Source organism: Pseudomonas sp. F9001, from assembly GCF_013385435.1.
Lineage (GTDB): Bacteria > Pseudomonadota > Gammaproteobacteria > Pseudomonadales > Pseudomonadaceae > Aquipseudomonas.
Window position 1 is genome coordinate 96,283 of the sequence record NZ_JACAPX010000021.1, and the last position, 22,345, is coordinate 118,627.

The 22,345-nt window shown below is 62.1% G+C and carries 20 protein-coding genes; 17 read left to right on the forward strand and 3 right to left on the reverse strand.

Translation table 11 applies throughout. The annotated features are described in order from the left end of the window. Positions 1-63: 63 nt before the first annotated feature. The 3 genes from HX818_RS20730 to HX818_RS20740 are packed head-to-tail and all read left to right on the forward strand — an operon-like array spanning position 64 to position 2,523. The gene (locus tag HX818_RS20730) at positions 64-1,083 is read left to right on the forward strand and encodes an aminoglycoside phosphotransferase family protein (protein WP_177020666.1); all 1,020 of its coding nucleotides are present in this window, start codon (positions 64-66) and stop codon (positions 1,081-1,083) included. Beyond that, the gene (murU, locus tag HX818_RS20735; RefSeq protein WP_177020667.1) at positions 1,080-1,754 is read left to right on the forward strand and encodes an N-acetylmuramate alpha-1-phosphate uridylyltransferase MurU; all 675 of its coding nucleotides are present in this window, start codon (positions 1,080-1,082) and stop codon (positions 1,752-1,754) included. Before HX818_RS20730 ends, murU begins: the two co-directional genes overlap by 4 nt. A 1-nt stretch (position 1,755) precedes the next feature. Continuing rightward, positions 1,756-2,523 (forward strand): TerB family tellurite resistance protein, encoded by a 768-nt coding sequence (locus HX818_RS20740; RefSeq protein ID WP_003210983.1) that lies wholly within the window; start codon positions 1,756-1,758, stop codon positions 2,521-2,523. Positions 2,524-2,703: 180 nt separating this feature from the next. On the opposite strand, the gene HX818_RS20745 is transcribed toward HX818_RS20740, so the two are convergent. Further along, positions 2,704-3,678: an alpha/beta hydrolase family protein gene (locus HX818_RS20745; RefSeq protein WP_177020668.1), complete on the reverse strand. Its 975-nt coding sequence runs from the start codon at positions 3,676-3,678 to the stop codon at positions 2,704-2,706. 77 nt (positions 3,679-3,755) lie between these two features. Here HX818_RS20745 and HX818_RS20750 point away from each other — a divergent pair, with 77 nt between their 5' ends. The 10 genes from HX818_RS20750 (at position 3,756) to trpE (ending at position 15,978) form a co-directional block, all read left to right on the forward strand. Beyond that, positions 3,756-6,143 carry a PAS domain S-box protein gene (locus HX818_RS20750; protein ID WP_003210979.1) on the forward strand — a complete coding sequence of 796 codons (2,388 nt, stop codon included), beginning with the start codon at positions 3,756-3,758 and terminating at the stop codon, positions 6,141-6,143. Positions 6,144-6,168: 25 nt separating this feature from the next. Continuing rightward, the gene (locus HX818_RS20755) at positions 6,169-6,798 is read left to right on the forward strand and encodes a response regulator transcription factor (RefSeq protein WP_003210977.1); all 630 of its coding nucleotides are present in this window, start codon (positions 6,169-6,171) and stop codon (positions 6,796-6,798) included. Positions 6,799-7,024: 226 nt separating this feature from the next. Further along, complete coding sequence (locus HX818_RS20760) at positions 7,025-8,137, forward strand: ABC transporter ATP-binding protein (protein WP_003210974.1); 1,113 nt, start codon at positions 7,025-7,027, stop codon at positions 8,135-8,137. 43 nt (positions 8,138-8,180) lie between these two features. Beyond that, positions 8,181-9,221: an ABC transporter substrate-binding protein gene (locus HX818_RS20765; protein WP_003210973.1), complete on the forward strand. Its 1,041-nt coding sequence runs from the start codon at positions 8,181-8,183 to the stop codon at positions 9,219-9,221. Positions 9,222-9,433: 212 nt separating this feature from the next. Then, a complete protein-coding gene (locus HX818_RS20770) occupies positions 9,434-10,666 on the forward strand; it encodes an ABC transporter permease (protein ID WP_003210972.1) in 1,233 nt (410 codons plus the stop codon). A 13-nt stretch (positions 10,667-10,679) separates the two neighbouring features. Beyond that, on the forward strand, positions 10,680-11,504 hold the full coding sequence (locus tag HX818_RS20775; RefSeq protein WP_003210970.1) for an ABC transporter permease: 825 nt from the start codon (positions 10,680-10,682) through the stop codon (positions 11,502-11,504). Positions 11,505-11,706: 202 nt separating this feature from the next. Continuing rightward, on the forward strand, positions 11,707-12,855 hold the full coding sequence (locus HX818_RS20780; protein WP_177020669.1) for an iron-containing alcohol dehydrogenase: 1,149 nt from the start codon (positions 11,707-11,709) through the stop codon (positions 12,853-12,855). A gap of 83 nt (positions 12,856-12,938) precedes the next feature. Continuing rightward, positions 12,939-13,613, forward strand: coding sequence for a ribulose-phosphate 3-epimerase (gene rpe / locus HX818_RS20785; RefSeq protein WP_003210966.1), 675 nt, complete (start codon positions 12,939-12,941; stop codon positions 13,611-13,613). Further along, positions 13,610-14,428 (forward strand): phosphoglycolate phosphatase, encoded by an 819-nt coding sequence (locus tag HX818_RS20790; RefSeq protein ID WP_003210964.1) that lies wholly within the window; start codon positions 13,610-13,612, stop codon positions 14,426-14,428. The genes rpe and HX818_RS20790 overlap by 4 nt, the downstream gene beginning before the upstream one ends. A 68-nt stretch (positions 14,429-14,496) precedes the next feature. Next, positions 14,497-15,978 (forward strand): anthranilate synthase component I, encoded by a 1,482-nt coding sequence (gene trpE, locus HX818_RS20795; protein ID WP_087694720.1) that lies wholly within the window; start codon positions 14,497-14,499, stop codon positions 15,976-15,978. Positions 15,979-16,116: 138 nt separating this feature from the next. Here trpE and estP read toward each other — a convergent pair whose 3' ends face one another. After that, positions 16,117-18,039, reverse strand: a complete 1,923-nt coding sequence (estP, locus tag HX818_RS20800; protein ID WP_177020670.1) for an esterase EstP — start codon at positions 18,037-18,039, stop codon at positions 16,117-16,119. Positions 18,040-18,450: 411 nt separating this feature from the next. On the opposite strand from estP, the gene HX818_RS20805 reads away from it, so the two are divergent. From HX818_RS20805 to HX818_RS20820, 4 genes are read left to right on the forward strand one after another with little or no spacing between them, the layout of a single operon-like run. Further along, positions 18,451-19,044 (forward strand): aminodeoxychorismate/anthranilate synthase component II, encoded by a 594-nt coding sequence (locus HX818_RS20805; RefSeq protein ID WP_003210957.1) that lies wholly within the window; start codon positions 18,451-18,453, stop codon positions 19,042-19,044. Between the two features lie 9 nt (positions 19,045-19,053). Beyond that, on the forward strand, positions 19,054-20,103 hold the full coding sequence (trpD, locus tag HX818_RS20810; RefSeq protein WP_003210955.1) for an anthranilate phosphoribosyltransferase: 1,050 nt from the start codon (positions 19,054-19,056) through the stop codon (positions 20,101-20,103). After that, entirely contained in the window at positions 20,100-20,936 is an 837-nt protein-coding gene (gene trpC / locus HX818_RS20815) for an indole-3-glycerol phosphate synthase TrpC (protein ID WP_003210953.1), read from the forward strand. The genes trpD and trpC overlap by 4 nt, the downstream gene beginning before the upstream one ends. Positions 20,937-20,938: 2 nt before the next feature. Next, a complete protein-coding gene (locus HX818_RS20820) occupies positions 20,939-21,634 on the forward strand; it encodes a lipoate--protein ligase family protein (protein ID WP_093204494.1) in 696 nt (231 codons plus the stop codon). Here the strand turns inward: HX818_RS20820 and crp are convergent. Next, complete coding sequence (gene crp / locus HX818_RS20825; protein WP_003210949.1) at positions 21,631-22,275, reverse strand: cAMP-activated global transcriptional regulator CRP; 645 nt, start codon at positions 22,273-22,275, stop codon at positions 21,631-21,633. The genes HX818_RS20820 and crp overlap by 4 nt on opposite strands. Positions 22,276-22,345 lie beyond the last annotated feature (70 nt).

Sequence of the window (22,345 nt, forward strand, 5' to 3'; positions counted from 1 at the left end):
AAAAAGATGCGTGATAATAAAGCATGACCCGCTTGACGGCTAGCGCCGTCGGAGACCCTTGTAATGCCCGACCAAGATCTACGTTTGCAACAGCTGAAAGTCTGGCTTGATGAGCAATTGCCAGGCCTCTTTACCACCCAGGGCTGGGGTGTCGTACCCCCGGCCACGTTGACTGCGGCCAGCAGTGACGCGAGTTTCAGGCGTTACTTCCGGTGGGAGGGAGGAGGTCGCAGTTTTGTCGTGATGGACGCTCCACCCCCCCAGGAAAACTGCAAACCTTTCGTCGATATCGCTCATTTACTCGGTCAATCGGGAATAAATGTTCCGAAAATTTATGCGCAAGATCTGCTTCGCGGCTTTCTTTTGCTGAACGACCTGGGGAAAAAAACCTATCTGGACGTGATTACGGCTGAAAATGCCGATCAATTGTTCGCCGATGCCATCGACGCATTGCTGGCTTTCCAGCAATTGCCGATGGAAGCCCCGTTGCCCAGTTATGACGTCGCGCTGTTGCGTCGGGAGCTGGAATTGTTTCCTGAATGGTACGTTCGCCGGGAGCTGGGCATCGAGTTTGACGCCCGGCAGCTTGGCCTGTGGCAACGCGTCAGCGAACACCTGATTGACAGCGCCCTGGCCCAGCCCAAGGTCCTGGTGCATCGCGACTATATGCCGCGCAATCTGATGGTCAGCGAGCCGAATCCCGGCGTGCTGGACTTCCAGGATGCGGTCTACGGCCCGGTGACCTACGACATCACGTGCCTGTTCAAGGACGCCTTCCTCAGTTGGCCGCAGGCCCGCGTGCGGGAATGGCAGCGCGGTTACTGGCAGCGCGCCGGCGCGCTGGGTATCCCGGTGCAGGCGGACTTCGAGGAGTTCCTGCGGGCCAGCGACCTGATGGGCGTGCAGCGTCACCTCAAGGTGATCGGCATCTTTGCGCGCATCTGCCACCGCGATGGCAAGCCGCGCTACCTGGCGGACGTGCCGCGCTTCTTCGCTTATATAGAGGCGGTGCTCGCGGACCGACCAGAGTTGAGCGAACTGGGTGAATTGCTGGCGAGCCTGCGCGTCGAGGCGGTGGTATGAAGGCCATGATCCTGGCCGCCGGCAAAGGTGAGCGGATGCGCCCGCTGACCTTGCACACGCCCAAGCCGCTGATCCAGGCCGGCGGCAAGCGCCTGATCGAGTACCACCTCGAGGCGCTGGCGAAAGCAGGCTTTACCGAGATCGTCATCAATCATGCGTGGCTCGGCCAGCAGATCGAAGGCTATCTGGGCGATGGCTCGCAGTACGGCGTACGCATCCAGTACTCGGCCGAAGGCGAGCCGCTGGAAACCGGCGGCGGGATCTTCAAGGCCTTGCCGCTGCTGGGGGACGAACCGTTCCTGGTGGTCAATGGCGACATCTGGACCGACTACGACTTCGCCAGCCTCCACCAGCCGCTGGATGGGCTGGCCCACCTGGTGATGGTCGACAACCCGCCGCACCATCCGTCCGGTGGTGATTTCTACCTGAAGGACGGCGCGCTTCATGATGCCGCCGCCGGTGCCGATAACCTGACCTTCAGTGGCATTTCCGTACTCCACCCCCAGCTGTTCGCGGGTTGCAGTGCGGGTGCCTTCAAGCTGGCGCCGCTGTTGCGTGACGCCATGGCGAAAGGGTTGGTGACGGGGGAACACATGAACGGACGCTGGATCGATGTCGGGACGCTGGAGCGCCTGGCGCAAGTCGAAACCCTGCTGACAGCGGGGCACTAGGATGTTGTGGCCAGGGACTCTGATTGGAGCCGGGGCGGGCTTTGCCATTGCCAGCATTCCGGGGGCCATGTTGGGCGCACTGCTGGGCCAGGCGCTGGACCGGCGCCTGGAACTGCAAAGCTGGGCCCAGTTACGCGAGCGCCTTGGCGGCCGGCCGGCGCTGCGCAATGACGAGTTGCTGTTCGTGTTGCTCGGTCGCCTGGCCAAGAGCAACGGCCGGGTGGTGGACGGGCATATCCAGCAGGCGCGCCAGGAAATGCGCTCGCTGGACATGGCCGAGCCGGCCCAGCGCCGTGCGATTGCCGCGTTCAATCGTGGCAAGTCCGGCTCGGACCGGGTACGCAGTTACCTGGGCGTGCTCAAGGCCCAGCCCCATGCGGCGGAAGGTGTGCTGCGTGCCTGTTGGCGCATGGCCTGGGCGGACGGCAAGGCCAGTACGGCCGAGCGCGAGTTGATTGAACAATGGGGCAAGTGGCTCGGTTGGACGGTCCAGCAGATCCAGGCGCTGGCGGCTGACTATGAGCCGGAGCGCAAGCCGTTGGCCAATCGTGGCGGGGCTTATCAGGAGGCGTTGCGGATTCTGGGGGTGACGTCGACGACGGAGCCCGCGGTGATCAAGCGCGCTTACCGGCGCCTGCTGAGCCGGCACCACCCGGACAAGATTGCCGGCAGTGGCGCAAGCCCCGCACAAGTGCGCGAGGCGACCGAGCGCACCCGCGAGCTGCACAACGCCTACGCGCTGATTCGCGAAAGGCGAGACTTTCGCTAACAGAATTATCAGGCGCTGCTTTTTTATGGCGTAAACCGGATCAACTGTGGGAGTGGCGGTGCGACGATTCGACTTGCTCGCGAATGCGGTGGATCAGTAACAGATGCAGTGACTGACTCACCGCATTCGCGAGCAAGCCCGCTCCCACATTTTGTTCTCCAGTGTTTTTGAGATTTACGATCAGTCTCCGGGATTTTGCGGGCTCAGCCACCCGCGAATCCGCCGGTACAGCTGCTCTTGCCCTGCCTGGCTGTTATCGGGGAGGGCCTTCAACGACACCTGCTTGTAGCTATCATTCTTCAAACGCTTGCTGGCCTGGGAACGTTCCTGGGCCGCTTTGCGTGCCTGGGCGTTGTCCTGGTAGAAAAAGTCTGCCGTGGCCAGCTTCAGTTTCGGTGCCAGTTGTTGCAGGTCCGGGGCACGGCCCGCCGGGGTCTGCCCGGCCACCATGACAAATTTCTGCACCTGCGCCGGTTGTTTTTCACTCAGGTAACGCGCGGCCCACCAGGCGCCGGTGCCGTGGCCGAGCAATACGACGCTGCGGGCATTCTGGGTCTGGGCGAAGGCGAGGGCGGCGTCAATGCGCGCGAAGATTCGCGTGGCGTCGGTCTTGTCTTGTTCATCGGTGCCGGGAACCACGGCCGGGTCAGTGCCTTCCGCTTCGGCGCTGGCGGCTTGCTCCACGGGTTTGGCGACGGTGCTGGCGTCTTTGCTGCTGGTCTCCACGGTCGCCTTGGGCGATTCGATGACGCGGGGTGGCAAGGTGTCCAGGGTCAGGTCCGGCAGCGACAAGCTCAGGGTGCCCCAGGAAGCGTCCGGCAATTTCTTGCGCAACGGCGCGATTGCTTGAGGCCAGTCAGCACTTTCGCCGTTGCCCGGGACGATAATCACCTCGCCTTCAGGCTCACCGCTGTTGGCCGGCTTCCACAAAGCCAGGAAAGAATCGCTGCCTGCCTGCAACTGTTGTTGTTCCTGCTGCGGGATTTGTCGTTCCAGGGCGTTGGCTTCTTCCTGGCTGCGCTCCGGCAAGGGCTGGCGCACCACTGGCTTTTCCGGGGCGGGAGCGGGAGTGTCGGCGGCCTCGACACAAAAGGCGCTGGTAAACAGCAGCGACAGGCACAATGCTGGCAGTGCCGAGCGGTGGGAAAGTGGCATCGTTGATTTCCGGCCAGAAGTGATTCCGGCAGCCTAATGGGTTGGTCAGTATTTGTCAGTGATATGAGACGTGGATCATGGGTTTTCGCTACCTGCTGGTTATCGGCTGTATATGCTTTCCCTTGATTGCGGGCGCCGTGCCTGCGCCTGCCACTCACCAGGCGCAGCTCGATGCCGGCCAGCGCGAATGGCTCGAACAGCATCCCGACCTGCGGGTCGGGCTGGTGTTACAGGCGCCTTATGCCCAATACGATCGGCGCTTGCAGCGGCTGTCCGGGGCCAACGTCGAATTGATGCAGTGGCTGGCCAAGGCGCTGAATATCGAACTGACCTGGCGCAACTTTCCCAATCAGGAGCAACTGGAGGCGGCGGTGCGTGACGGCGAGGTCGACCTCGCCCCCGGCCTGCTGCAAACCCCGGCCGGCCTGCGCCTGTGGTTATTCTCCGATCCGTATATGCGCGTTCCCCAGCACATTGTCGGGGTTCGTGATGGCAGCACCGCAGTCGACCTGGAGAAACTCGACGACCAATCCCGCGTCGCCGTGCGCATGCCCAGCGCAGTGGCGGATTACCTGCGCAGCACCTACCCGAGTCTCAACCTGCAAGGCGTGCCCATGGAGCGCCAGGCTCTGCAATTGCTGGTGAGCCAGCAGGCGCGGTATGCGGTGGTGGATGAGGCGCAATTGAGCCGGTTGTCGGGCGAAACCGAGTTCGCCGGCCTTGCCGTGGTCGGCGATATCGGCCTGCCGCAATTGCTGCGGGTGGCCACGCGGCGCGACTGGCCCGAGCTGGCCGATATCATGCAAAGCGCCTTGCGCGCGATTCCCGCTCGTGATCTGGACCAGTTGCACAGCCGCTGGCTGCAGCCCAAATACCCCCGGGTGACCGAGTCCCCCGGCTTCTGGCAAAACCTCACGTTGCTGCTGGGCCTGCTATTGCTCGCCAGCCTGGCCGTGGTGTTCTGGCAGCGCCGCCAACAACGCGGCCTGGAGCATAATCTGCTGGCCGCCCGCGAAGAAAGCGCCGCCCGCGCCGCCGGTGCCGAAGCCTTGCGCCTGACCCAGTTCTCCATCGACCAAAGCACCGTCGGTATCCTCTGGGTCAATTGGGACAGCCATGTGCGCTACGCCAATCAGGCGGCGGAAACCATGCTCGGCTACGCCCCCGGCGCCCTGATCGAACGCCCGCTGATCGAATTCGACCCGACGCTGACCATGGACCGCTGGCTCAACCTGTGGAAGCGCGCCCGGGCCAGCGAAGACGGGCCACAGAGTTTTGCCACCAATTGCCTGCGCGCCGATGGCAGCGTATTGCCAGCCGATGTGTCCCTGAGTTTCCTGCGCTTTGCCGACGGCGAATACCTGGTGGTCTACCTCAACGATGTCACCGAGCGTCGCCGGGCCCTCGCGGCCTTGCAGGAAAGTGAGGCGCGGCTGCAAGGGATCGCCGCCAATGTGCCGGGGCTGGTGTTTCGCCTGGAGCGCTTGCCGCGCAGCGAGGCGATCGAGTTCGCCTACATCAGTCAGGGCAGCGAGGGCCTGGTGGGGTACGCGCCGGAAGTGCTCAGCCATCCGGCCATGGGCATTCGCAGCCTGGTGCATCCCGACGACCGCGCCAGTTATCACCGCACCCAGGACCAGGCCATCGAGACCGAGAGCAATTGGGCCTGGCAGGGCCGTATCCTGACCCGCCTGGGCGAGCAGCGCTGGGCCGATATCAAGGCCGTGACCCGGCGCCTGGAAGACGGCGCCGTGGTTTGGGACGGAATTGTCTGGGACATCAGCGAGAGCAAGCGCATCGAGCTGGAGCTGGACGCCTCCCGCGCGCAATTGCGGGAATTGTCGGCCCACCTGGAAACCGTGCGCGAGGAAGAGAAGGCCCGCATCGCCCGGGAAGTGCACGACGAGTTGGGACAGATGCTCACCGTGCTCAAGCTGGAAACCTCGATGTGCGAGCTGACCTACGCGCAACTGGATCCTGGCCTGCACGAGCGGCTGAACAGCATGAAGCGCCTGATCGCCCAACTGTTCCAACTGGTACGCGATGTGGCCACCGCCTTGCGTCCGCCGATTCTCGATGCCGGGATTGCCTCGGCGATCGAATGGCAGGCCCGGCGTTTCGAGGCCCGGACGCAGATTCCGTGCCTGGTGCAGGTGCCGGATAATCTGCCGGCGCTGAGCGACGCCAAGGCCATCGGCCTGTTCCGCATCCTGCAGGAGGCACTGACCAATGTGATGCGCCATGCCCAGGCGCATACTGTCGAGCTGACGCTGGTGGTGGAGGGCGCGCACCTGCGCCTGACCATCAGCGACGACGGCGCAGGTTTCGTCCAGGCCCCCGGGCGCCCGGTATCGTTTGGCCTGGTGGGCATGCGCGAGCGGGTGCTGATCATGGGCGGGCAGTTGAGCCTGGACAGCGCATTGGGCGAAGGCACCACCCTGAGTGTGACGGTGCCGCTGGATTGATAACCAAAAGAAGAGGACATCCACAGTGATCCGTGTACTGGTAGCTGAAGACCACACCATCGTTCGCGAAGGCATCAAGCAACTGATCGGCCTGGCCAAGGACCTGCTGGTGGTGGGCGAGGCGAGCAATGGCGAGCAGTTGCTGGAAACCCTGCGCCACGTGCCTTGCGAGGTGGTGTTGCTGGACATCTCGATGCCTGGCGTCAACGGCCTGGAAGCCATCCCGCGGATCCGTGCGCTGAACAATCCCCCGGCGATCCTGGTGCTGTCGATGCACGACGAAGCGCAAATGGCCGCCCGTGCGCTGAAGGTCGGTGCCGCCGGCTATGCCACCAAGGACAGCGACCCAGCGCTGCTGCTGACCGCGATCCGCAAGGTCGCGGCGGGCGGGCGGTACATCGACCCGGACCTGGCCGACCGCATGGTCTTCGAAGTCGGCCTCACCGATTCCCGCCCATTGCACTCGTTGTTGTCGGAGCGCGAGTTCTCGGTATTCGAGCGCCTGGCCCAGGGCGCCAACGTCAACGACATCGCCCAGCAGTTGGCGTTGAGCAGCAAAACCATCAGTACCCACAAGGCGCGCCTGATGCAAAAGCTCAATATCACCTCCCTGGCGGAACTGGTGAAGTACGCCATGGAGCACAAACTCCTATAGCGGCATACCTGTTTGCGACTACCTGCCGAGCGCCGCGCTGCCCGGTCTTGCTGCTTGTAGCGTGGGGTTTGTAACTGCTCTGTTCTATCCCCGCCATCCGTGTAGGGCAATCCCTACCCCAAACCTTCCATCCTGCTGATGCCAATCTCTCCGGGCCCCCGATTTTCGCGGCCTTGCCCTGGGACTACGCTTGTTCCACGGCAGTCCAAAACAAAAAGGTGCGGGTATGAGCGAGGTGGATTCAAATGATGTGCTGGTCAGCTTTCGTGGCGTGCAGAAGAGCTACGACGGCGAGAACCTGATCGTCAAAGACCTCAACCTGGAGATTCGCAAGGGCGAGTTCCTGACCCTGCTCGGGCCGTCCGGGTCTGGCAAGACCACCAGCCTGATGATGCTCGCCGGTTTTGAAACCCCCACCGCCGGCGAGATCCAGCTGGCCGGCCGCTCCATCAACAACGTGCCGCCCCACAAGCGCGACATCGGCATGGTGTTCCAGAACTACGCGCTGTTCCCGCACATGACCGTCTCCGAGAACCTGGCGTTTCCGCTCTCTGTACGCGGCCTGAGCAAGACCGACATCAGCGAGCGGGTCAAGCGTGTACTGAGCATGGTCCAGCTCGATGCCTTCGCCCAGCGCTACCCGGCGCAACTCTCCGGTGGCCAGCAGCAGCGGGTGGCCCTGGCCCGGGCGCTGGTGTTCGAGCCACAGCTGGTGCTGATGGACGAACCCCTCGGCGCCCTCGACAAGCAACTGCGCGAACACATGCAGATGGAGATCAAGCACCTGCACCAGCGCCTCGGCGTGACGGTGGTGTACGTGACCCACGACCAGGGCGAAGCACTGACCATGTCCGACCGGGTGGCGGTGTTCCACCAGGGCGAGATCCAGCAGATCGCTGCCCCGCGCACCTTGTACGAAGAACCGAAAAACACCTTCGTCGCCAACTTCATCGGCGAGAACAACCGCCTCAATGGCCGCCTGCACAGCCACACCGGCGACCGCTGCGTGGTCGAACTGGCGCGCGGCGAAAAGGTCGAGGCGCTGGCGGTGAACGTCGGCCAGGTCGGCGGCCCGGTGACCCTGTCGGTGCGCCCCGAGCGCGTCAGCCTGAATGGCTCCAGTGAAAGCTGCGTCAACCGATTCTCCGGGCGCGTGGCCGAGTTCATCTACCTGGGCGACCACGTGCGGGTGCGCCTGGAAGTCTGCGGCAAGACCGATTTTTTTGTGAAACAACCGATCGCCGAGCTGGACACAGCCCTGGCGGTCGGCGACGTGGTACCGATTGGCTGGCAAGTCGAGCACGTTCGCGCACTCGACCCACTTCTAGAGGCGAATTGATCGCCCCCTTGCTTCACCAACCTCGCACGTGGAGAGAACAACAATGTTGAGATCCCTGAAATATTCCGCCCTGGCTCTGAGCTTGATGGGCGCGACACAGGCCATGGCAGGCCCTGATTTGACGGTGGTGTCCTTTGGTGGCGCGAACAAGGCGGCGCAGGTCAAGGCCTTCTATGCACCGTGGGAAAGCGCGGGCAACGGCAAGATCGTCGCCGGCGAATACAACGGTGAAATGGCCAAGGTCAAGGCCATGGTCGACACCAAGAGCGTGTCCTGGGACCTGGTGGAAGTGGAGTCGCCGGAACTGTCCCGTGGCTGTGACGAAGACATGTTCGAGCCCCTGGACCCGAAACTGTTCGGCAACCCGGGCGACTACGTGAAGGGCGCGATCCAGCCGTGCGGCGTGGGTTTCTTCGTGTGGTCCACGGTGCTGGCCTACAACGCCGACAAACTGAAAGCACCGCCAGGCGGCTGGGCCGATTTCTGGGACACCAAGAAATTCCCGGGCAAACGCGGCCTGCGCAAGGGCGCCAAGTACACCCTGGAATTCGCCTTGATGGCTGACGGTGTGGCGCCGAAGGATGTGTACAAGGTGCTGGCCGGCAAAGATGGCCAGGACCGTGCGTTCAAGAAGCTCGATGAGCTCAAGCCGTATATCCAGTGGTGGGAAGCGGGCGCCCAACCGCCGCAGTACCTCGCTTCTGGCGATGTGGTGATGAGTTCTGCCTACAACGGCCGGATCGCTGCCGTGCAGAAAGAAAGCAATTTGAAAGTGGTGTGGAACGGCGGGATCTACGATTTCGACGCCTGGGCCATTCCAAAAGGCCTGGCCAAGGACCGTGCTGACGCGGCGAAGAAGTTCATCGCCTTCTCGGTGCAGCCGCAGCAGCAGAAGACCTATTCGGAAAACATCGCCTACGGCCCGGCCAACACCCAGGCAGTACCGTTGCTGGCGAAGGACATCCTGAAGGATATGCCGACTACCCCGGAAAACATCGCCAACCAGGTGCAGATCGACGTGAGCTTCTGGGCGGATAACGGTGAGCAACTGGAGCAGCGCTTCAATTCCTGGGCTGCCAAGTAACCACCGCACCCAGGGTGGATGGGCTTTTTGTGGCGAGGGGGCTTGTCCCCCGTTGGGCTGCGAAGCGGCCCCAAAACCAGCCACCGCGGTCAGTCTAATAAACCACAGTGGCTTTACTGGGGCTGCTGCGCAGCCCAACGGGGGACAAGCCCCCTCGCCACAGGTGTGGGCCTTCACAGGTCTGCATTCTTTTTTACGATCCGGAGTTCGCCATGGCCCTCGCCATTCCCAGCCCCACCCTGAAACAGCGCCTGGCGCGTGCCGAGCGGCTCAACCGCTGGAAGGCCCAGGCCCTGATCGCGCCATTGGTGGTGTTTTTGCTGCTGGTGTTCCTGGTACCGATTGTGGCGCTGCTCTACAAAAGCGTCGGCAACCCGGAAGTGGTGGGCGGCCTGCCGCGCACGGTGGTGGCGGTGACGGCCTGGGACGGTCGTGGCTTGCCGGGCGAGCCGGTGTATCAAGCCATCAGCGAGGACCTGGGCGAAGCCCGGAAAAACTCGACCCTGGGCGACCTCTCCAAACGCTTGAACATGGAGCTGGCGGGCTATCGCAGCCTGCTGACAAAAACCGCGCGGGCGCTGCCGTTCACCGAAGCGCCTGCCTCCTATAAAGAAGCGCTGGAAAACCTCGACGAACGCTGGGGCGACCCGGCGTACTGGCAGGCGATCCGGCGCAACACCAGCAGCCTCACGCCATACTACTTGCTGGCCGCCGTCGATCACCGCATCGACGACCTCGGCGAAATCGCCCCGGCCACCCCGGACCAGGCGATCTACCTCGATATCTTCGCCCGTACGTTCTGGATGGGCCTGGTCATCACCGTGTGCTGCCTGCTGCTGGCCTATCCGTTGGCTTACCTGCTGGCCAACTTGCCGGCGCGGCAAAGCAATTTGCTGATGATCCTGGTGCTGCTGCCGTTCTGGACCTCGGTGCTGGTGCGCGTGGCGGCCTGGATCGTGTTGCTGCAGTCCGGCGGCTTGATCAACAGCGCGCTGATGGGCATGGGGCTGATCGATAAACCCGTCGAGTTGGTGTTCAACCGGCTGGGGGTCTACATCTCCATGGTGCACATCCTGCTGCCCTTCATGATCTTGCCGATCTACAGCGTGATGAAAGGCATCTCGCCCACCTACATGCGGGCGGCAATCTCCCTGGGCTGCCACCCATTCGCCAGCTTCTGGCGCGTGTACTTCCCGCAGACCTACGCAGGCGTTGGTGCCGGCTGCTTGTTGGTGTTCATTTTGGCGATCGGCTACTACATCACCCCGGCCTTGCTGGGCAGCCCGAACGACCAGATGGTCAGCTACTTCGTGGCCTTCTACACCAACACCAGCATCAACTGGGGCATGGCCACGGCCTTGGGCGGCTTGTTGCTGCTGGCCACCGTGGTGCTGTACCTGATCTACAACTGGCTGGTGGGCGCCAGCCGCCTGCGCCTGAGCTAAGGAGACCGTTGCGATGCTAAGCCCTTATATGTCGCCCGTGGAACGGGTCTGGTTCTACAGCTTGCGGATCCTCTGCGGCCTGATCCTGTTGTTCCTGATCTTGCCGGTGCTGGTGATCATCCCGCTGTCGTTCAACAGTGGAAGTTTCCTGGTTTACCCGCTGCAAGGTTTCTCGCTGCACTGGTACCAGGATTTCTTCGGCTCGGCGGAATGGATGCGCGCCCTGAAGAACAGCATCATCGTGGCTCCGGCGGCTACAGTGCTGGCGATGGTGTTCGGCACGCTGGCGGCGATCGGTCTGACCCGGGGGCACTTTCCCGGCAAGGCGCTGGTGATGGCCCTGGTGATTTCGCCGATGGTAGTGCCCGTGGTGATTATCGGTGTGGCCAGTTACCTGTTCTTCGCGCCGCTGGGCCTGGGCAACAGCTTCTTCTCGCTGATCGTGGTGCACGCGGTGCTGGGCGTGCCGTTTGTGATCATCACCGTGTCGGCGACCTTGCAGGGGTTCAACCATAACCTGGTGCGGGCGGCGGCCAGCCTGGGCGCGTCACCGCTGACGGCGTTTCGTCGGGTGACCTTGCCATTGATTGCCCCGGGGGTGATCTCCGGGGCGCTGTTCGCCTTTGCCACCTCGTTCGATGAAGTGGTGGTGACGCTGTTCCTCGCCGGGCCCGAGCAGGCGACCTTGCCACGGCAGATGTTCAGCGGCATCCGTGAAAACCTCAGCCCTACCATTGCCGCCGCAGCGACCTTGTTGATCGCGTTCTCGGTGGTGCTGTTGCTGACCCTGGAATGGCTGCGCGGGCGCAGCGAGAAACTGCGTACGGCCCAGGTCTAAAGCCAAACAGAGATCAAAATGTGGGAGCGGGCTTGCTCGCGAAGGCGGTGTGTCAGTCAACAGAGATATCGACTGGCCTACCGCCTTCGCGAGCAAGCCCGCTCCCACATTGGGTTTGTGTCTATTCAGTAGCTGAATGCAAGACAACCAGCCCAAGTCAGCTAATCTTGTGCCAGCCCATAACTGATAAGAGGCCGCGCACATGAGTACTTCCTCATTCAAGATCGCCCACAAACTGCTCACCGGCCCAGGCGCCATCGAGCAACTGGCCGCCGAGCTGACGCGGCTGGATGTCGACAACCCGCTGATTGTCACCGATGCGGCACTGGTCAAGTCCGGCACCGTGGCGCTGGCGCTGGAACACTTGGGCGAACGGACCTACGAGATTTTCGACCGCGTGCTGCCCGACCCGGAAATCGCCATCGTCGAGGACTGCATGCGCGTCTACCGCGAAGGCGGGCATGACGGCCTGATCGGCGTCGGCGGCGGCAGTGCCATCGATATCGCCAAGAGCGTGGCGGCCTACGCCGGTTACCATGGCGCCCTGGCCGACCTGTTCGGCGTGGACCAGGTGCCGCGCAAAGGCCCGCCGCTGATCGCGATTCCCACCACCGCCGGCACCGGTTCGGAGGTGACCAACGTGGCGATTCTGTCGGACAAGGTCGCGCAACTGAAAAAAGGCATCGTCAGTGATTACCTGCTGCCGGACGTGGCCCTGATCAGCCCGCAGATGACCCTGACTTGCCCGCGCAGCGTCACCGCCGCCAGTGGGGTGGACGCATTGGTGCACGCCATCGAATCCTACCTGTCGCTGAATGCCTCGCCGATCACCGATGCACTGGCCATCGGGGCGATCAAACTGATTGCCAAGGCGTTGCCCAAGGCCTACGCCAACCCCGCCAACCTTGAGGCCCGGGACGACATGGCCACCGCCAGCCTGATGGCCGGGATGGCGTTCGGGAATGCCGGCGTGGGCGCGGTGCATGCGTTGGCCTACCCGCTGGGCGGGCGTTTCAACATCGCTCACGGCGTAAGCAATGCCTTGCTGCTGCCCTACGTGATGCACTGGAACAAGCTGGCGTGTGTGGAGCGCATGCAGGAGATTGCCGAGGCCATGGGCGTGAATATCAAGGGTTTGAGTGCGGTGGATGCCGCCGACCAGGCCGTCGAGGCGATGACGCGACTGTGTGCCGCAGTGGAGATCCCGTCCGGCCTGCGCAGCTTCGGTGTGCCCGAAGACGCGATCCCGGCCATGGCCATAGAGGCTGCGGGGATCGAGCGGCTGATGCGCAACAATCCGCGCAAGCTCAGCGCCGCGGATATCGAGAAAATCTACCGGGCAGCTTATTAACCATTGAGCGAGGTCACGGTGCGCGCGGCAAAGCATGAGGTATACAATGCGCGCCATCGTGATTTAGCTCAAAAAGGTGCGTCATGCAGCCCTTCGTCATTGCTCCATCGATTCTCTCCGCCGACTTCGCCCGCCTGGGCGAGGAAGTGGACAAGGTGTTGGCCGCCGGTGCCGACTTCGTTCACTTCGATGTCATGGACAACCACTATGTGCCGAACCTGACCATTGGTCCGATGGTCTGCGCCGCCCTGCGTAAATACGGCGTGACCGCGCCTATCGATGCGCACTTGATGGTCAGCCCGGTGGACCGCATCGTCGGTGACTTCATCGAAGCCGGCGCGACCTACATCACCTTCCACCCGGAAGCTACGTTGCACGTGGACCGCACCCTGCAACTGATCCGCGAGGGCGGTTGCAAGGCGGGCCTGGTGTTCAACCCGGCCACTCCGCTGAGCGTGCTTGAGTACGTGATGGACAAAGTCGACATGGTGTTGCTGATGAGCGTCAACCCGGGCTTCGGCGGGCAGAAGTTTATCCCCGGCACCCTCAACAAGCTGCGTGAAGCGCGGGCGCTGATCGATGCGTCGGGCCGTGATATCCGCCTGGAGATCGACGGTGGCGTCAACGTCAACAACATCCGCGAAATCGCCGCGGCCGGTGCTGACACCTTTGTGGCCGGTTCGGCAATCTTCAATGCCCCGGACTATCAGGAAGTGATCGCCAAGATGCGTGCAGAACTGGCGCTGGCGCGTCCATGAGTGGCTTTGAGCAACTGTTCCCCGGCAAACTGCCACGGCTGGTGATGTTCGATCTGGACGGTACGTTGATCGATTCAGTGCCGGACCTGGCCGCGGCGGTGGACCAGATGCTGCTCAAGCTGGGGCGCAAGCCGGCGGGTATCGAGTCGGTGCGCGAGTGGGTCGGCAATGGCGCGCAGATGCTGGTGCGTCGGGCCTTGGCCAACAATATCGAGGCCGAGGGTGTCGATGATGTGGAAGCCGAGCATGCGCTTGAGCTGTTCAACGTGGCCTACGAAAACGGCCACGAACTGACCGTGGTTTATCCCGGCGTGCGCGACACCCTGAAATGGCTGCACAAGCAGGGCGTGGAAATGGCCCTGATCACCAACAAGCCGGAGCGTTTTGTCGCACCGCTGTTGGACCAGATGAAGATCGGCCGGTATTTCCGCTGGATCATCGGCGGCGATACCTTGCCGCAGAAGAAGCCCGACCCGGCCGCGCTGTTCTTCGTGATGAAAATGGCCAATATCCCGGCGTCCCAATCGCTGTTTGTCGGCGATTCGCGCAGTGATGTGCTGGCGGCGAAAGCGGCGGGGGTCAAGTGTGTGGCCTTGAGTTACGGCTACAACCATGGCCGGCCGATTGCCGAAGAATCCCCGGCGCTGGTGATTGATGACCTGCGCCTGTTAATCCCCGGTTGCTTGGGAACGGGCGCTGAGATAACGTTGCCCGACGCTGTTCCATCCCCCTCTGGAAATCCCATCGTGGTGGTCACTCGCAAACTCTGGATGAAAGTCATCAAGGCCCTGGCCCGCTGGCGTTGGCGCGCCTGACTGATCCTCGCCGCGCTGCGGCACGTTTGCACACCTGACCGTTAGACCCTCAAGCCACGAGGCACCTCATGATCCGCGAAGAATTCCTGCGTTTGGCCGCTGCCGGCTACAACCGTATCCCCATGGCCTGCGAAACCCTGGCCGACTTCGACACCCCGCTGTCGATCTACCTGAAACTGGCCGACGAGCCCAACTCCTATCTGCTGGAGTCGGTGCAGGGCGGCGAGAAGTGGGGCCGTTATTCGATCATCGGCCTGCCGTGCCGCACGGTGCTGCGGGTACATGATCACCATGTGAGCATCACCCTGGACGGCGTCGAGATCGAAAGCCATGACGTGGAAGACCCGCTGGCCTTCGTCGAGGAATTCAAGGCGCGCTACAACGTGCCGACCATCGCCGGCCTGCCGCGCTTCAACGGCGGCCTGGTGGGTTACTTCGGCTACGACTGCGTGCGCTACGTGGAAAAACGCCTGGGCAAATCCCCGAACCCCGATCCGTTGGGTGTGCCGGACATTCTGCTGATGGTTTCCGACGCGGTGGTGGTGTTCGACAACCTCGCGGGCAAGATGCACGCTATCGTGTTGGCGGATCCTTCCCAGGCCGATGCGTTCGAGCAAGGCCAGGCGAGCCTGGAAGCGCTGCTGGAAAAACTGCGCCAGCCGATCACCCCGCGTCGCGGCCTGGACCTCAGCCGTCCACCGGCGGCTGACCCGGTGTTCCGCTCCAGCTTTACCCAGGATGACTACGAGCGTGCGGTCGATACCATCAAGGAATATATCCTTGCCGGTGACTGCATGCAGGTGGTGCCGTCGCAACGCATGTCCATCGACTTCAAGGCCGCGCCGATTGATTTGTACCGGGCGCTGCGCTGTTTCAACCCGACGCCGTACATGTACTTCTTCAACTTTGGCGACTTCCACGTCGTGGGCAGTTCGCCGGAAGTGCTGGTGCGTGTGGAAGACAACCTGATCACCGTACGCCCGATTGCCGGCACCCGCCCTCGCGGTGCGACCGAAGAGGCGGACCTGGCGCTGGAACAGGACCTGTTGAGCGACGACAAGGAAATCGCCGAGCACTTGATGCTGATCGACCTGGGCCGCAACGACACCGGGCGTGTCTCGGAAATCGGTTCGGTGAAACTCACCGAGAAGATGGTGATCGAGCGTTACTCCAACGTGATGCACATCGTGTCCAACGTCACCGGCGAGCTGAAGGCCGGGTTGACGGCGATGGATGCACTGCGGGCGATCCTGCCGGCGGGCACCTTGTCGGGCGCACCGAAGATTCGCGCGATGGAAATCATCGACGAGCTGGAGCCGGTCAAGCGTGGTGTGTATGGCGGCGCGGTGGGGTATTTCGCCTGGAACGGCAATATGGACACTGCGATCGCGATCCGTACGGCGGTGATCAAGGACGGCGAACTGCACGTGCAGGCGGGCGGCGGGATCGTGGCCGACTCGGTACCGGCCCTGGAATGGGAAGAGACGCTGAACAAGCGCCGGGCGATGTTCCGTGCGGTGGCGTTGGCTGAGCAGACCCCGCAGGGCTGAAGTCAGACGTAGATCAAAAATGTGGGAGCGGGCTTGCTCGCGAAGGCGGTGTATCAGTCGACATATAAGGTGACTGTCGCACCGCTTTCGCGAGCAAGCCCGCTCCCACATTTGGTATTTGTCAGTTTCAAGTCCGAGTCAGAAATCCAGACTCACCCCGACACTCAGCCCTTGCTGGGTAAAGTTGTCATCCTTTCTCACGTTATAGGCCGCGTTCAGCGCCAGGTCCTTGGTCACCTTGTGGGTAATCCCCAGGTTCAAGCGATCCGAATTGCTGCGTGGCGTGTAGCCGTCCAGTTTGAAATCAATCCCCGGCACGCTGTTGAGGGACATGCCCACTCGCTGCGTATCGTTTTCAAACTCGTGCTCGTGGGCCACTTCGCCAAACACCAGGGTTTGCGGGGTGAAGCGGTAGTTGGCTTGTAATCCGATTCCCAAACGCTTGGAGTCGCGCTGTTGGTCATCAAAGGTCAGCGCGGTGGAACGGGCATCTTTCTCCGAATAACCATTCACCTCGACCCGCGAATAGTCAGCGCTGATAAAGGGTGAGAAGTGCCACTCGCTGTTCGGCTCGGCGATGTCATACCCAACCCGTGCGCTCAATGCCCATAGCCAGCCGTCGGTGTCGCCTTTCTCGGTGCCTTCGCTGATGCCCAGGGCGAACTTGCGCTTGAGGTTGTCGAAGTCCAGTTTGCCGCCGGTCAATGCGGCGTCGGCCCACCAGTGGTCCTCTTGATACTGGGCGAACGCGGTGCCCAGGTAGCTGTTGAGCTTGTAGTCCGAATCGCTGGCGCCGGCCTCAAGACTCTGGCGATAGAAGCCTGCTGCCACACCCACGCGCCACTCGTCATTGAGCCTGTAGCTGCCACCGATGTTCAGGTTATAGCCGCTGCCGTCACCGCTGGCAGAGCTGTTCTGATCATCGAAGTCCAGGTGCTGGCCGCCAGCGTCGACGATCGCCCGCCATTGGCCCACGGCCTGCCAGCTACCAGAGTCGGCTTGCCATTGGTTGCGCAATGAATCCTGATGGGCGCGCAAGGTGCCTTGGGCCATTTCCGGAAGCAGGGTGATTTCCCAGGGGGCTGCCAGCAGCGAATACGCGTAGTCGGCGATCAGTACCTGGCCGGCCTCGGTCGGGTGCACGGTGTCGTTGTAAATCAGCTTGGTCGGGTCCGGATTGGTGCCGCCGACGCCATACACCGGATTCCTGCAGGTGGTGCCGCTGAAGCACGTCTGGTTGAGGTTCTGGTCGGTGGCAAAACCAAAACGCCCGGGATCGGCAAAGGTTTCCTTGAGCAGCAACGGAATGTTCAGCGGGATGATCTGCGCATCGATTTGCGACAGGCGCTGTACCAGGGTCTGGTTGAACGCGCCTGCCAGGGTGCTGACGGCCCCTTGGAGCGGGGTGCCATTGACGGCAGGTGTCAGGCCCAGGTCCGGCAGCATCCATACCATTACATAACGGGCGCCAGCCTGTTGCAGCGCCTGGGCGCTGTCGGCCAGGCGCCCGGCTGCGGCCGAGGCCTGGTCGGGGGTGAGGACCAGGCCGTCGAGGAAGTCATTGCCGCCGCCGGAGAGAAAGTACAACGCGTTGGGGTCGGCTCGGCCCCCCGTTGATGCCAGGTATCCGGGACGTGTACGCAATACCTGCCCGGTGTCGCTGTCGGTGACGGTGGAGTTACCGGTGATGGCATCGTAGATCTGTTGGGTGGTGTAGCCGCCGACGGCCCAGTTATTGCCGTCTGGCTGGCCCAGCGCGGCGCGCTCCGGCGAGGTCGAGGCATTCAGGTCGCCCGGGGCAACCCCCAGCTTGCCGCCCAATAACGTCGAGGAGATCAGCGATGTGCTTTCGCCGCTGCCGTCGAAGTATTGCGGGCCGGTGCGGTTGGTGAAGCGATAGGTTGAGCCCGGTGCGCCAGGGTCGGCAAATGTACCGGCGTCGGCCAGGCTGTCACCGAAAACGACCATCGTCGAATAAGGCGAGGGTGCGGCGAAGGCTTGCGAGCATGCCAGCGCCAGGAGGCAGCCGACGATGGGGGTGAAATAGGGCATCTTGGTCATGAGTCCGTCCATGATTTTGTTTTTTGTCAGCACTGTGACTGTAGCGCCCTTGGAAGGGTTCTGAAAAGTTTGACGCCAATTATCAGTCGGGCAGTTCCCCCCGTATTTGCGGCTCGATATTGCACCGTTGGCGAGGCTACGTTACTGTGCCTGAACGTATGAATGAGACCCTCCCCGTGTTGATCATCAGCAAACTCTTGATGCGAGTAGTCAAGGCACACGCCCGTTGGCGTTGGCGCGCCTAACTTTTCTCTACCGGCCCCGCCGGACCTGTACCGATTTGCCTTCTTCACCCTCTGTTAAACGCCCCTTGCCGACCAACCCCGGCAACCGGAAAGTGCGTCTGGCAGCGGGTCACTCCCTTGGAAGGCCGTCATTAGAAGTCAGTGAATTCAAGAGGTTTTAACCCACATGTTGCTGATGATTGATAACTACGACTCCTTTACCTACAACGTTGTGCAGTACCTGGGCGAGCTCGGCGCCGAGGTCAAGGTGGTGCGCAACGACGAATTGACCGTGGCCCAGATCGCCGCGTTGAACCCTGAACGCATCGTCGTCTCCCCAGGCCCGTGTACGCCGACCGAAGCGGGCATCTCCCTCGAAGCCATCCAATACTTTGCCGGCAAGCTGCCGATCCTGGGCGTGTGCCTGGGCCATCAGTCCATCGGCCAGGCCTTCGGTGGCGACGTCGTCCGCGCCCGCCAGGTAATGCACGGCAAGACCAGCCCGGTATTTCACAAGGACCAGGGCGTATTCCAGGGTTTGAACCTGCCGGTAACGGTAACCCGCTACCACTCGCTGGTGGTCAAGCGTGAAACCCTGCCCGAGTGCCTTGAGCTGACGGCCTGGACCCAGCTGGAAGACGGCTCCGTCGACGAGATCATGGGCCTGCGTCACAAGACACTGAACGTCGAAGGGGTGCAATTTCACCCGGAATCGATTTTGACCGAGCAGGGCTTCGAGCTGTTCGCTAACTTTCTCAAGCAGAGCGGCGGCACGCGCTAAGGACTTTTCATGGATATCAAGACTGCCCTGAGCCGTATCGTCGGCCATCTGGACCTGAGCACCGCTGAAATGAGCGATGTGATGCGCGAGATCATGACCGGTCAATGCACCGACGCGCAGATCGGCGCGTTCATGATGGCCATGCGCATGAAGAGCGAGAGCATCGACGAAATCGTCGGCGCTGTGTCGGTCATGCGTGAGCTGGCCGACAAGGTTGAACTCAAGACCCTCGACGGCGTGGTCGACGTGGTCGGCACCGGCGGCGACGGTGCGAACATTTTCAACGTGTCGACGGCTTCTTCCTTTGTGGTGGCCGCTGCCGGCTGCACCGTGGCCAAGCATGGTAACCGCGCGGTGTCGGGTAAAAGCGGCAGCGCCGATTTGCTGGAAGCAGCAGGCATCTACCTGAACCTGACCCCGGTACAAGTGGCGCGCTGCATCGATCATGTCGGCATCGGCTTCATGTTTGCCCAGTCCCATCACGGCGCGATGAAACACGCCGCCGGCCCGCGCAAGGACTTGGGCTTGCGTACCCTGTTCAACATGCTCGGCCCGCTTACGAATCCGGCCGGTGTGAAGCATCAGGTAGTGGGCGTGTTCAGCCAGGCGCTGTGCCGGCCATTGGCTGAAGTCCTGCAGCGCCTGGGCAGCAAGCACGTGCTGGTGGTGCACTCCAAGGATGGCCTCGACGAGTTCAGCCTGGCGGCACCGACCTTCGTGGCGGAGCTGAAGAACGACCAGGTCACCGAGTATTGGGTCGAGCCAGAAGACCTCGGCATGAAAAGCCAGAGCCTGCACGGCCTGGCGGTAGAAAGCCCGGCAGCCTCCCTTGAACTGATTCGCGATGCCCTGGGACGCCGCAAGACCGAAAACGGCCAGAAAGCCGCAGAAATGATTGTGCTCAACGCCGGTGCGGCGCTGTACGCCGCGGATCACGCCTACAGTCTTAAAGAGGGTGTTGCCCTCGCTCATGATGCATTGCATACCGGGCTGGCGCGCGAAAAGCTCGAAGAACTGGGTGCGTTTACTGCGGTGTTCAAAGTGGAGAATGAAGGATGAGTGTTCCGACCGTTCTGGAAAAAATCCTGGCCCGCAAGGCAGAAGAAGTCGCTGAGCGCCGTGCCCGGGTCAGCCTGGCTGAGCTGGAAGGCCTGGCGAAAACCGCCGATGCACCGCGTGGGTTCGCCAATGCGCTGATCAAGCAGGCCAAGGAAAAACAGCCGGCCGTTATCGCTGAAATCAAGAAGGCTTCGCCGAGCAAGGGCGTGATTCGCGAGATCTTCATCCCTGAAGACATTGCCAAAAGCTACGAGAAGGGCGGCGCGACCTGCCTCTCGGTGTTGACCGATATCGACTATTTCCAGGGTGCCGACCTGTACCTGCAGCAAGCGCGTGCGGCGTGTTCGCTGCCGGTGATCCGCAAGGACTTCATGGTCGACCCTTACCAGATCGTCGAAGCCCGTGCCTTGGGCGCCGATTGCGTGCTGTTGATCGTCTCCGCACTGGATGACGTGAAAATGGCTGAACTGGCGGCCGTGGCCAAGAGCGTCGGCCTCGACGTGCTGGTGGAAGTGCACGACGGTGATGAACTGGAACGCGCGCTGAAAACCCTCGACACACCGTTGGTGGGCGTCAACAACCGCAACCTGCACACCTTCGAAGTCAGCCTGGAAAACACCCTCGACCTGTTGCCGCGCATCCCGCGCGACCGGTTGGTGATCACCGAAAGCGGCATCGTCAATCGCGCCGATGTGGAACTGATGGAAATCAGCGGCGTGTACTCGTTCCTCGTCGGCGAAACCTTCATGCGTGCCGAGAACCCGGGGGCTGAATTGCAGCGCCTGTTCTTCCCGGAGCGTGGCGTTGCCGTCAGTGGCTCGACCCTGGATTGATGATGACCCAGCCGGTGGCGATGACGGTCGAGGCAGGCCTTAAGGCCGAGCAGGATTTGCTCGCCGCGGTCTGTGCCGGCGAGCAACCGTTCGGCCTGCTGTTCTGGCAGCCCAGCGATCAAGCGTTGGTGATGCCTCGTCGTTTGAGCCGCCTTCCGGCATTCGAGACCGCCAGCCAGGTGTCGGCAGACGCCGGTTGGCCGGTGCTGCTGCGGGAAACGGGCGGTGAGCCGGTTCCGCAATCGGCAGCCACGGTCAATATCGCGTTGGTCTACGCGCCACCACGCAGTGAAGGTGACCAGGGCCGTATCGAAACCGGCTACCAGCGTCTGTGCCAGCCGATTTGCGACCTGCTGATCGAGTTGGGTGGCAACGCGTCGGTGGGCGAGATCGACGGTGCGTTTTGCGACGGTCGCTACAACGTCAACCTTGATGGTCGCAAAATGGTCGGTACCGCCCAGCGCTGGCGCCAGAGCGGCGGGCGCCCGGTGGGGTTGGTGCATGGTGCGTTGCTGCTGGATGACGATCGCGTCGAGTTGATCGCCGCGGTCAATCGCTTCAATGAAGCATGCGGCCTGGAACAACGGGTGCGCGCCGAAAGCCACATCGCCCTGCACGAAGCCTTTGCGGCGCCAGATGCGATTGCCCGGCTTGATACGTTGTACCGTCAGATGCTTGCGAGTTTCCTGCCGGTTTAACGCGTACCGAAGACCACCATGGTCTTGCCTTTGACATGCACCAGGTTGCGTTCCTCCAGGTCCTTGAGCACGCGGCCAACCATTTCCCTTGAGCAACCGACGATCCGCCCGATTTCCTGGCGGGTGATCTTGATCTGCATCCCGTCGGGATGGGTCATGGCGTCCGGTTGCTTGCACAACTCCAGCAGGCAGCGGGCAACCCGGCCGGTGACGTCGAAGAACGCCAGGTCGCCGACTTTGCGCGTGGTGTCTCTCAGGCGCTGTGCGATCTGGCCGCTCAGGGCGTACAGAATGTCGGGATCCTGTTGGGCCAGTTCGCGAAATTTCGTATAGCTGATCTCGGCGACTTCGCATTCGACCTTGGCCCGCACCCAGGCACTGCGTTGCTGTTCCTTGCCGGCTTGTTCGAAAAGCCCGAGTTCACCGAAGAAATCACCGGTATTGAGGTAGGCGATGATCATTTCGCGACCATCGTCATCCTCGATCAGGATGGTGACCGAGCCTTTGATAATGAAGAACAGGGATTCCGAGCGCTCGCCCGCGCAGATGATGTTGTGCTTGGCTGGATGACGCCGGCGCTGACAATGCATCAGCAGTTTGTCGAGGTTCTTGATTTTGGGTGTGGGAGTAATAGCAACCATGGTTGTATCCCGAAAAGACTGCACGGTGTTGGTGAGCTTGTTTTTTTATCCAGCGCGATCAACGGCTAAG

What these genes read in the sequence shown, in the direction of transcription:
- HX818_RS20730 (WP_177020666.1), top strand. Translation starts at nt 64, where the DNA reads ATGCCCGACCAAGATCTACGTTTGCAACAGCTGAAAGTCTGGCTTGAT.
- murU (WP_177020667.1), top strand. Translation starts at nt 1,080, where the DNA reads ATGAAGGCCATGATCCTGGCCGCCGGCAAAGGTGAGCGGATGCGCCCG.
- HX818_RS20740 (WP_003210983.1), top strand. Translation starts at nt 1,756, where the DNA reads ATGTTGTGGCCAGGGACTCTGATTGGAGCCGGGGCGGGCTTTGCCATT.
- HX818_RS20745 (WP_177020668.1), bottom strand. Translation starts at nt 3,678, where the DNA reads ATGCCACTTTCCCACCGCTCGGCACTGCCAGCATTGTGCCTGTCGCTG.
- HX818_RS20750 (WP_003210979.1), top strand. Translation starts at nt 3,756, where the DNA reads ATGGGTTTTCGCTACCTGCTGGTTATCGGCTGTATATGCTTTCCCTTG.
- HX818_RS20760 (WP_003210974.1), top strand. Translation starts at nt 7,025, where the DNA reads ATGAGCGAGGTGGATTCAAATGATGTGCTGGTCAGCTTTCGTGGCGTG.
- HX818_RS20765 (WP_003210973.1), top strand. Translation starts at nt 8,181, where the DNA reads ATGTTGAGATCCCTGAAATATTCCGCCCTGGCTCTGAGCTTGATGGGC.
- HX818_RS20770 (WP_003210972.1), top strand. Translation starts at nt 9,434, where the DNA reads ATGGCCCTCGCCATTCCCAGCCCCACCCTGAAACAGCGCCTGGCGCGT.
- HX818_RS20775 (WP_003210970.1), top strand. Translation starts at nt 10,680, where the DNA reads ATGCTAAGCCCTTATATGTCGCCCGTGGAACGGGTCTGGTTCTACAGC.
- HX818_RS20780 (WP_177020669.1), top strand. Translation starts at nt 11,707, where the DNA reads ATGAGTACTTCCTCATTCAAGATCGCCCACAAACTGCTCACCGGCCCA.
- rpe (WP_003210966.1), top strand. Translation starts at nt 12,939, where the DNA reads ATGCAGCCCTTCGTCATTGCTCCATCGATTCTCTCCGCCGACTTCGCC.
- HX818_RS20790 (WP_003210964.1), top strand. Translation starts at nt 13,610, where the DNA reads ATGAGTGGCTTTGAGCAACTGTTCCCCGGCAAACTGCCACGGCTGGTG.
- trpE (WP_087694720.1), top strand. Translation starts at nt 14,497, where the DNA reads ATGATCCGCGAAGAATTCCTGCGTTTGGCCGCTGCCGGCTACAACCGT.
- estP (WP_177020670.1), bottom strand. Translation starts at nt 18,039, where the DNA reads ATGACCAAGATGCCCTATTTCACCCCCATCGTCGGCTGCCTCCTGGCG.
- HX818_RS20805 (WP_003210957.1), top strand. Translation starts at nt 18,451, where the DNA reads ATGTTGCTGATGATTGATAACTACGACTCCTTTACCTACAACGTTGTG.
- trpD (WP_003210955.1), top strand. Translation starts at nt 19,054, where the DNA reads ATGGATATCAAGACTGCCCTGAGCCGTATCGTCGGCCATCTGGACCTG.
- trpC (WP_003210953.1), top strand. Translation starts at nt 20,100, where the DNA reads ATGAGTGTTCCGACCGTTCTGGAAAAAATCCTGGCCCGCAAGGCAGAA.
- HX818_RS20820 (WP_093204494.1), top strand. Translation starts at nt 20,939, where the DNA reads ATGACCCAGCCGGTGGCGATGACGGTCGAGGCAGGCCTTAAGGCCGAG.
- crp (WP_003210949.1), bottom strand. Translation starts at nt 22,275, where the DNA reads ATGGTTGCTATTACTCCCACACCCAAAATCAAGAACCTCGACAAACTG.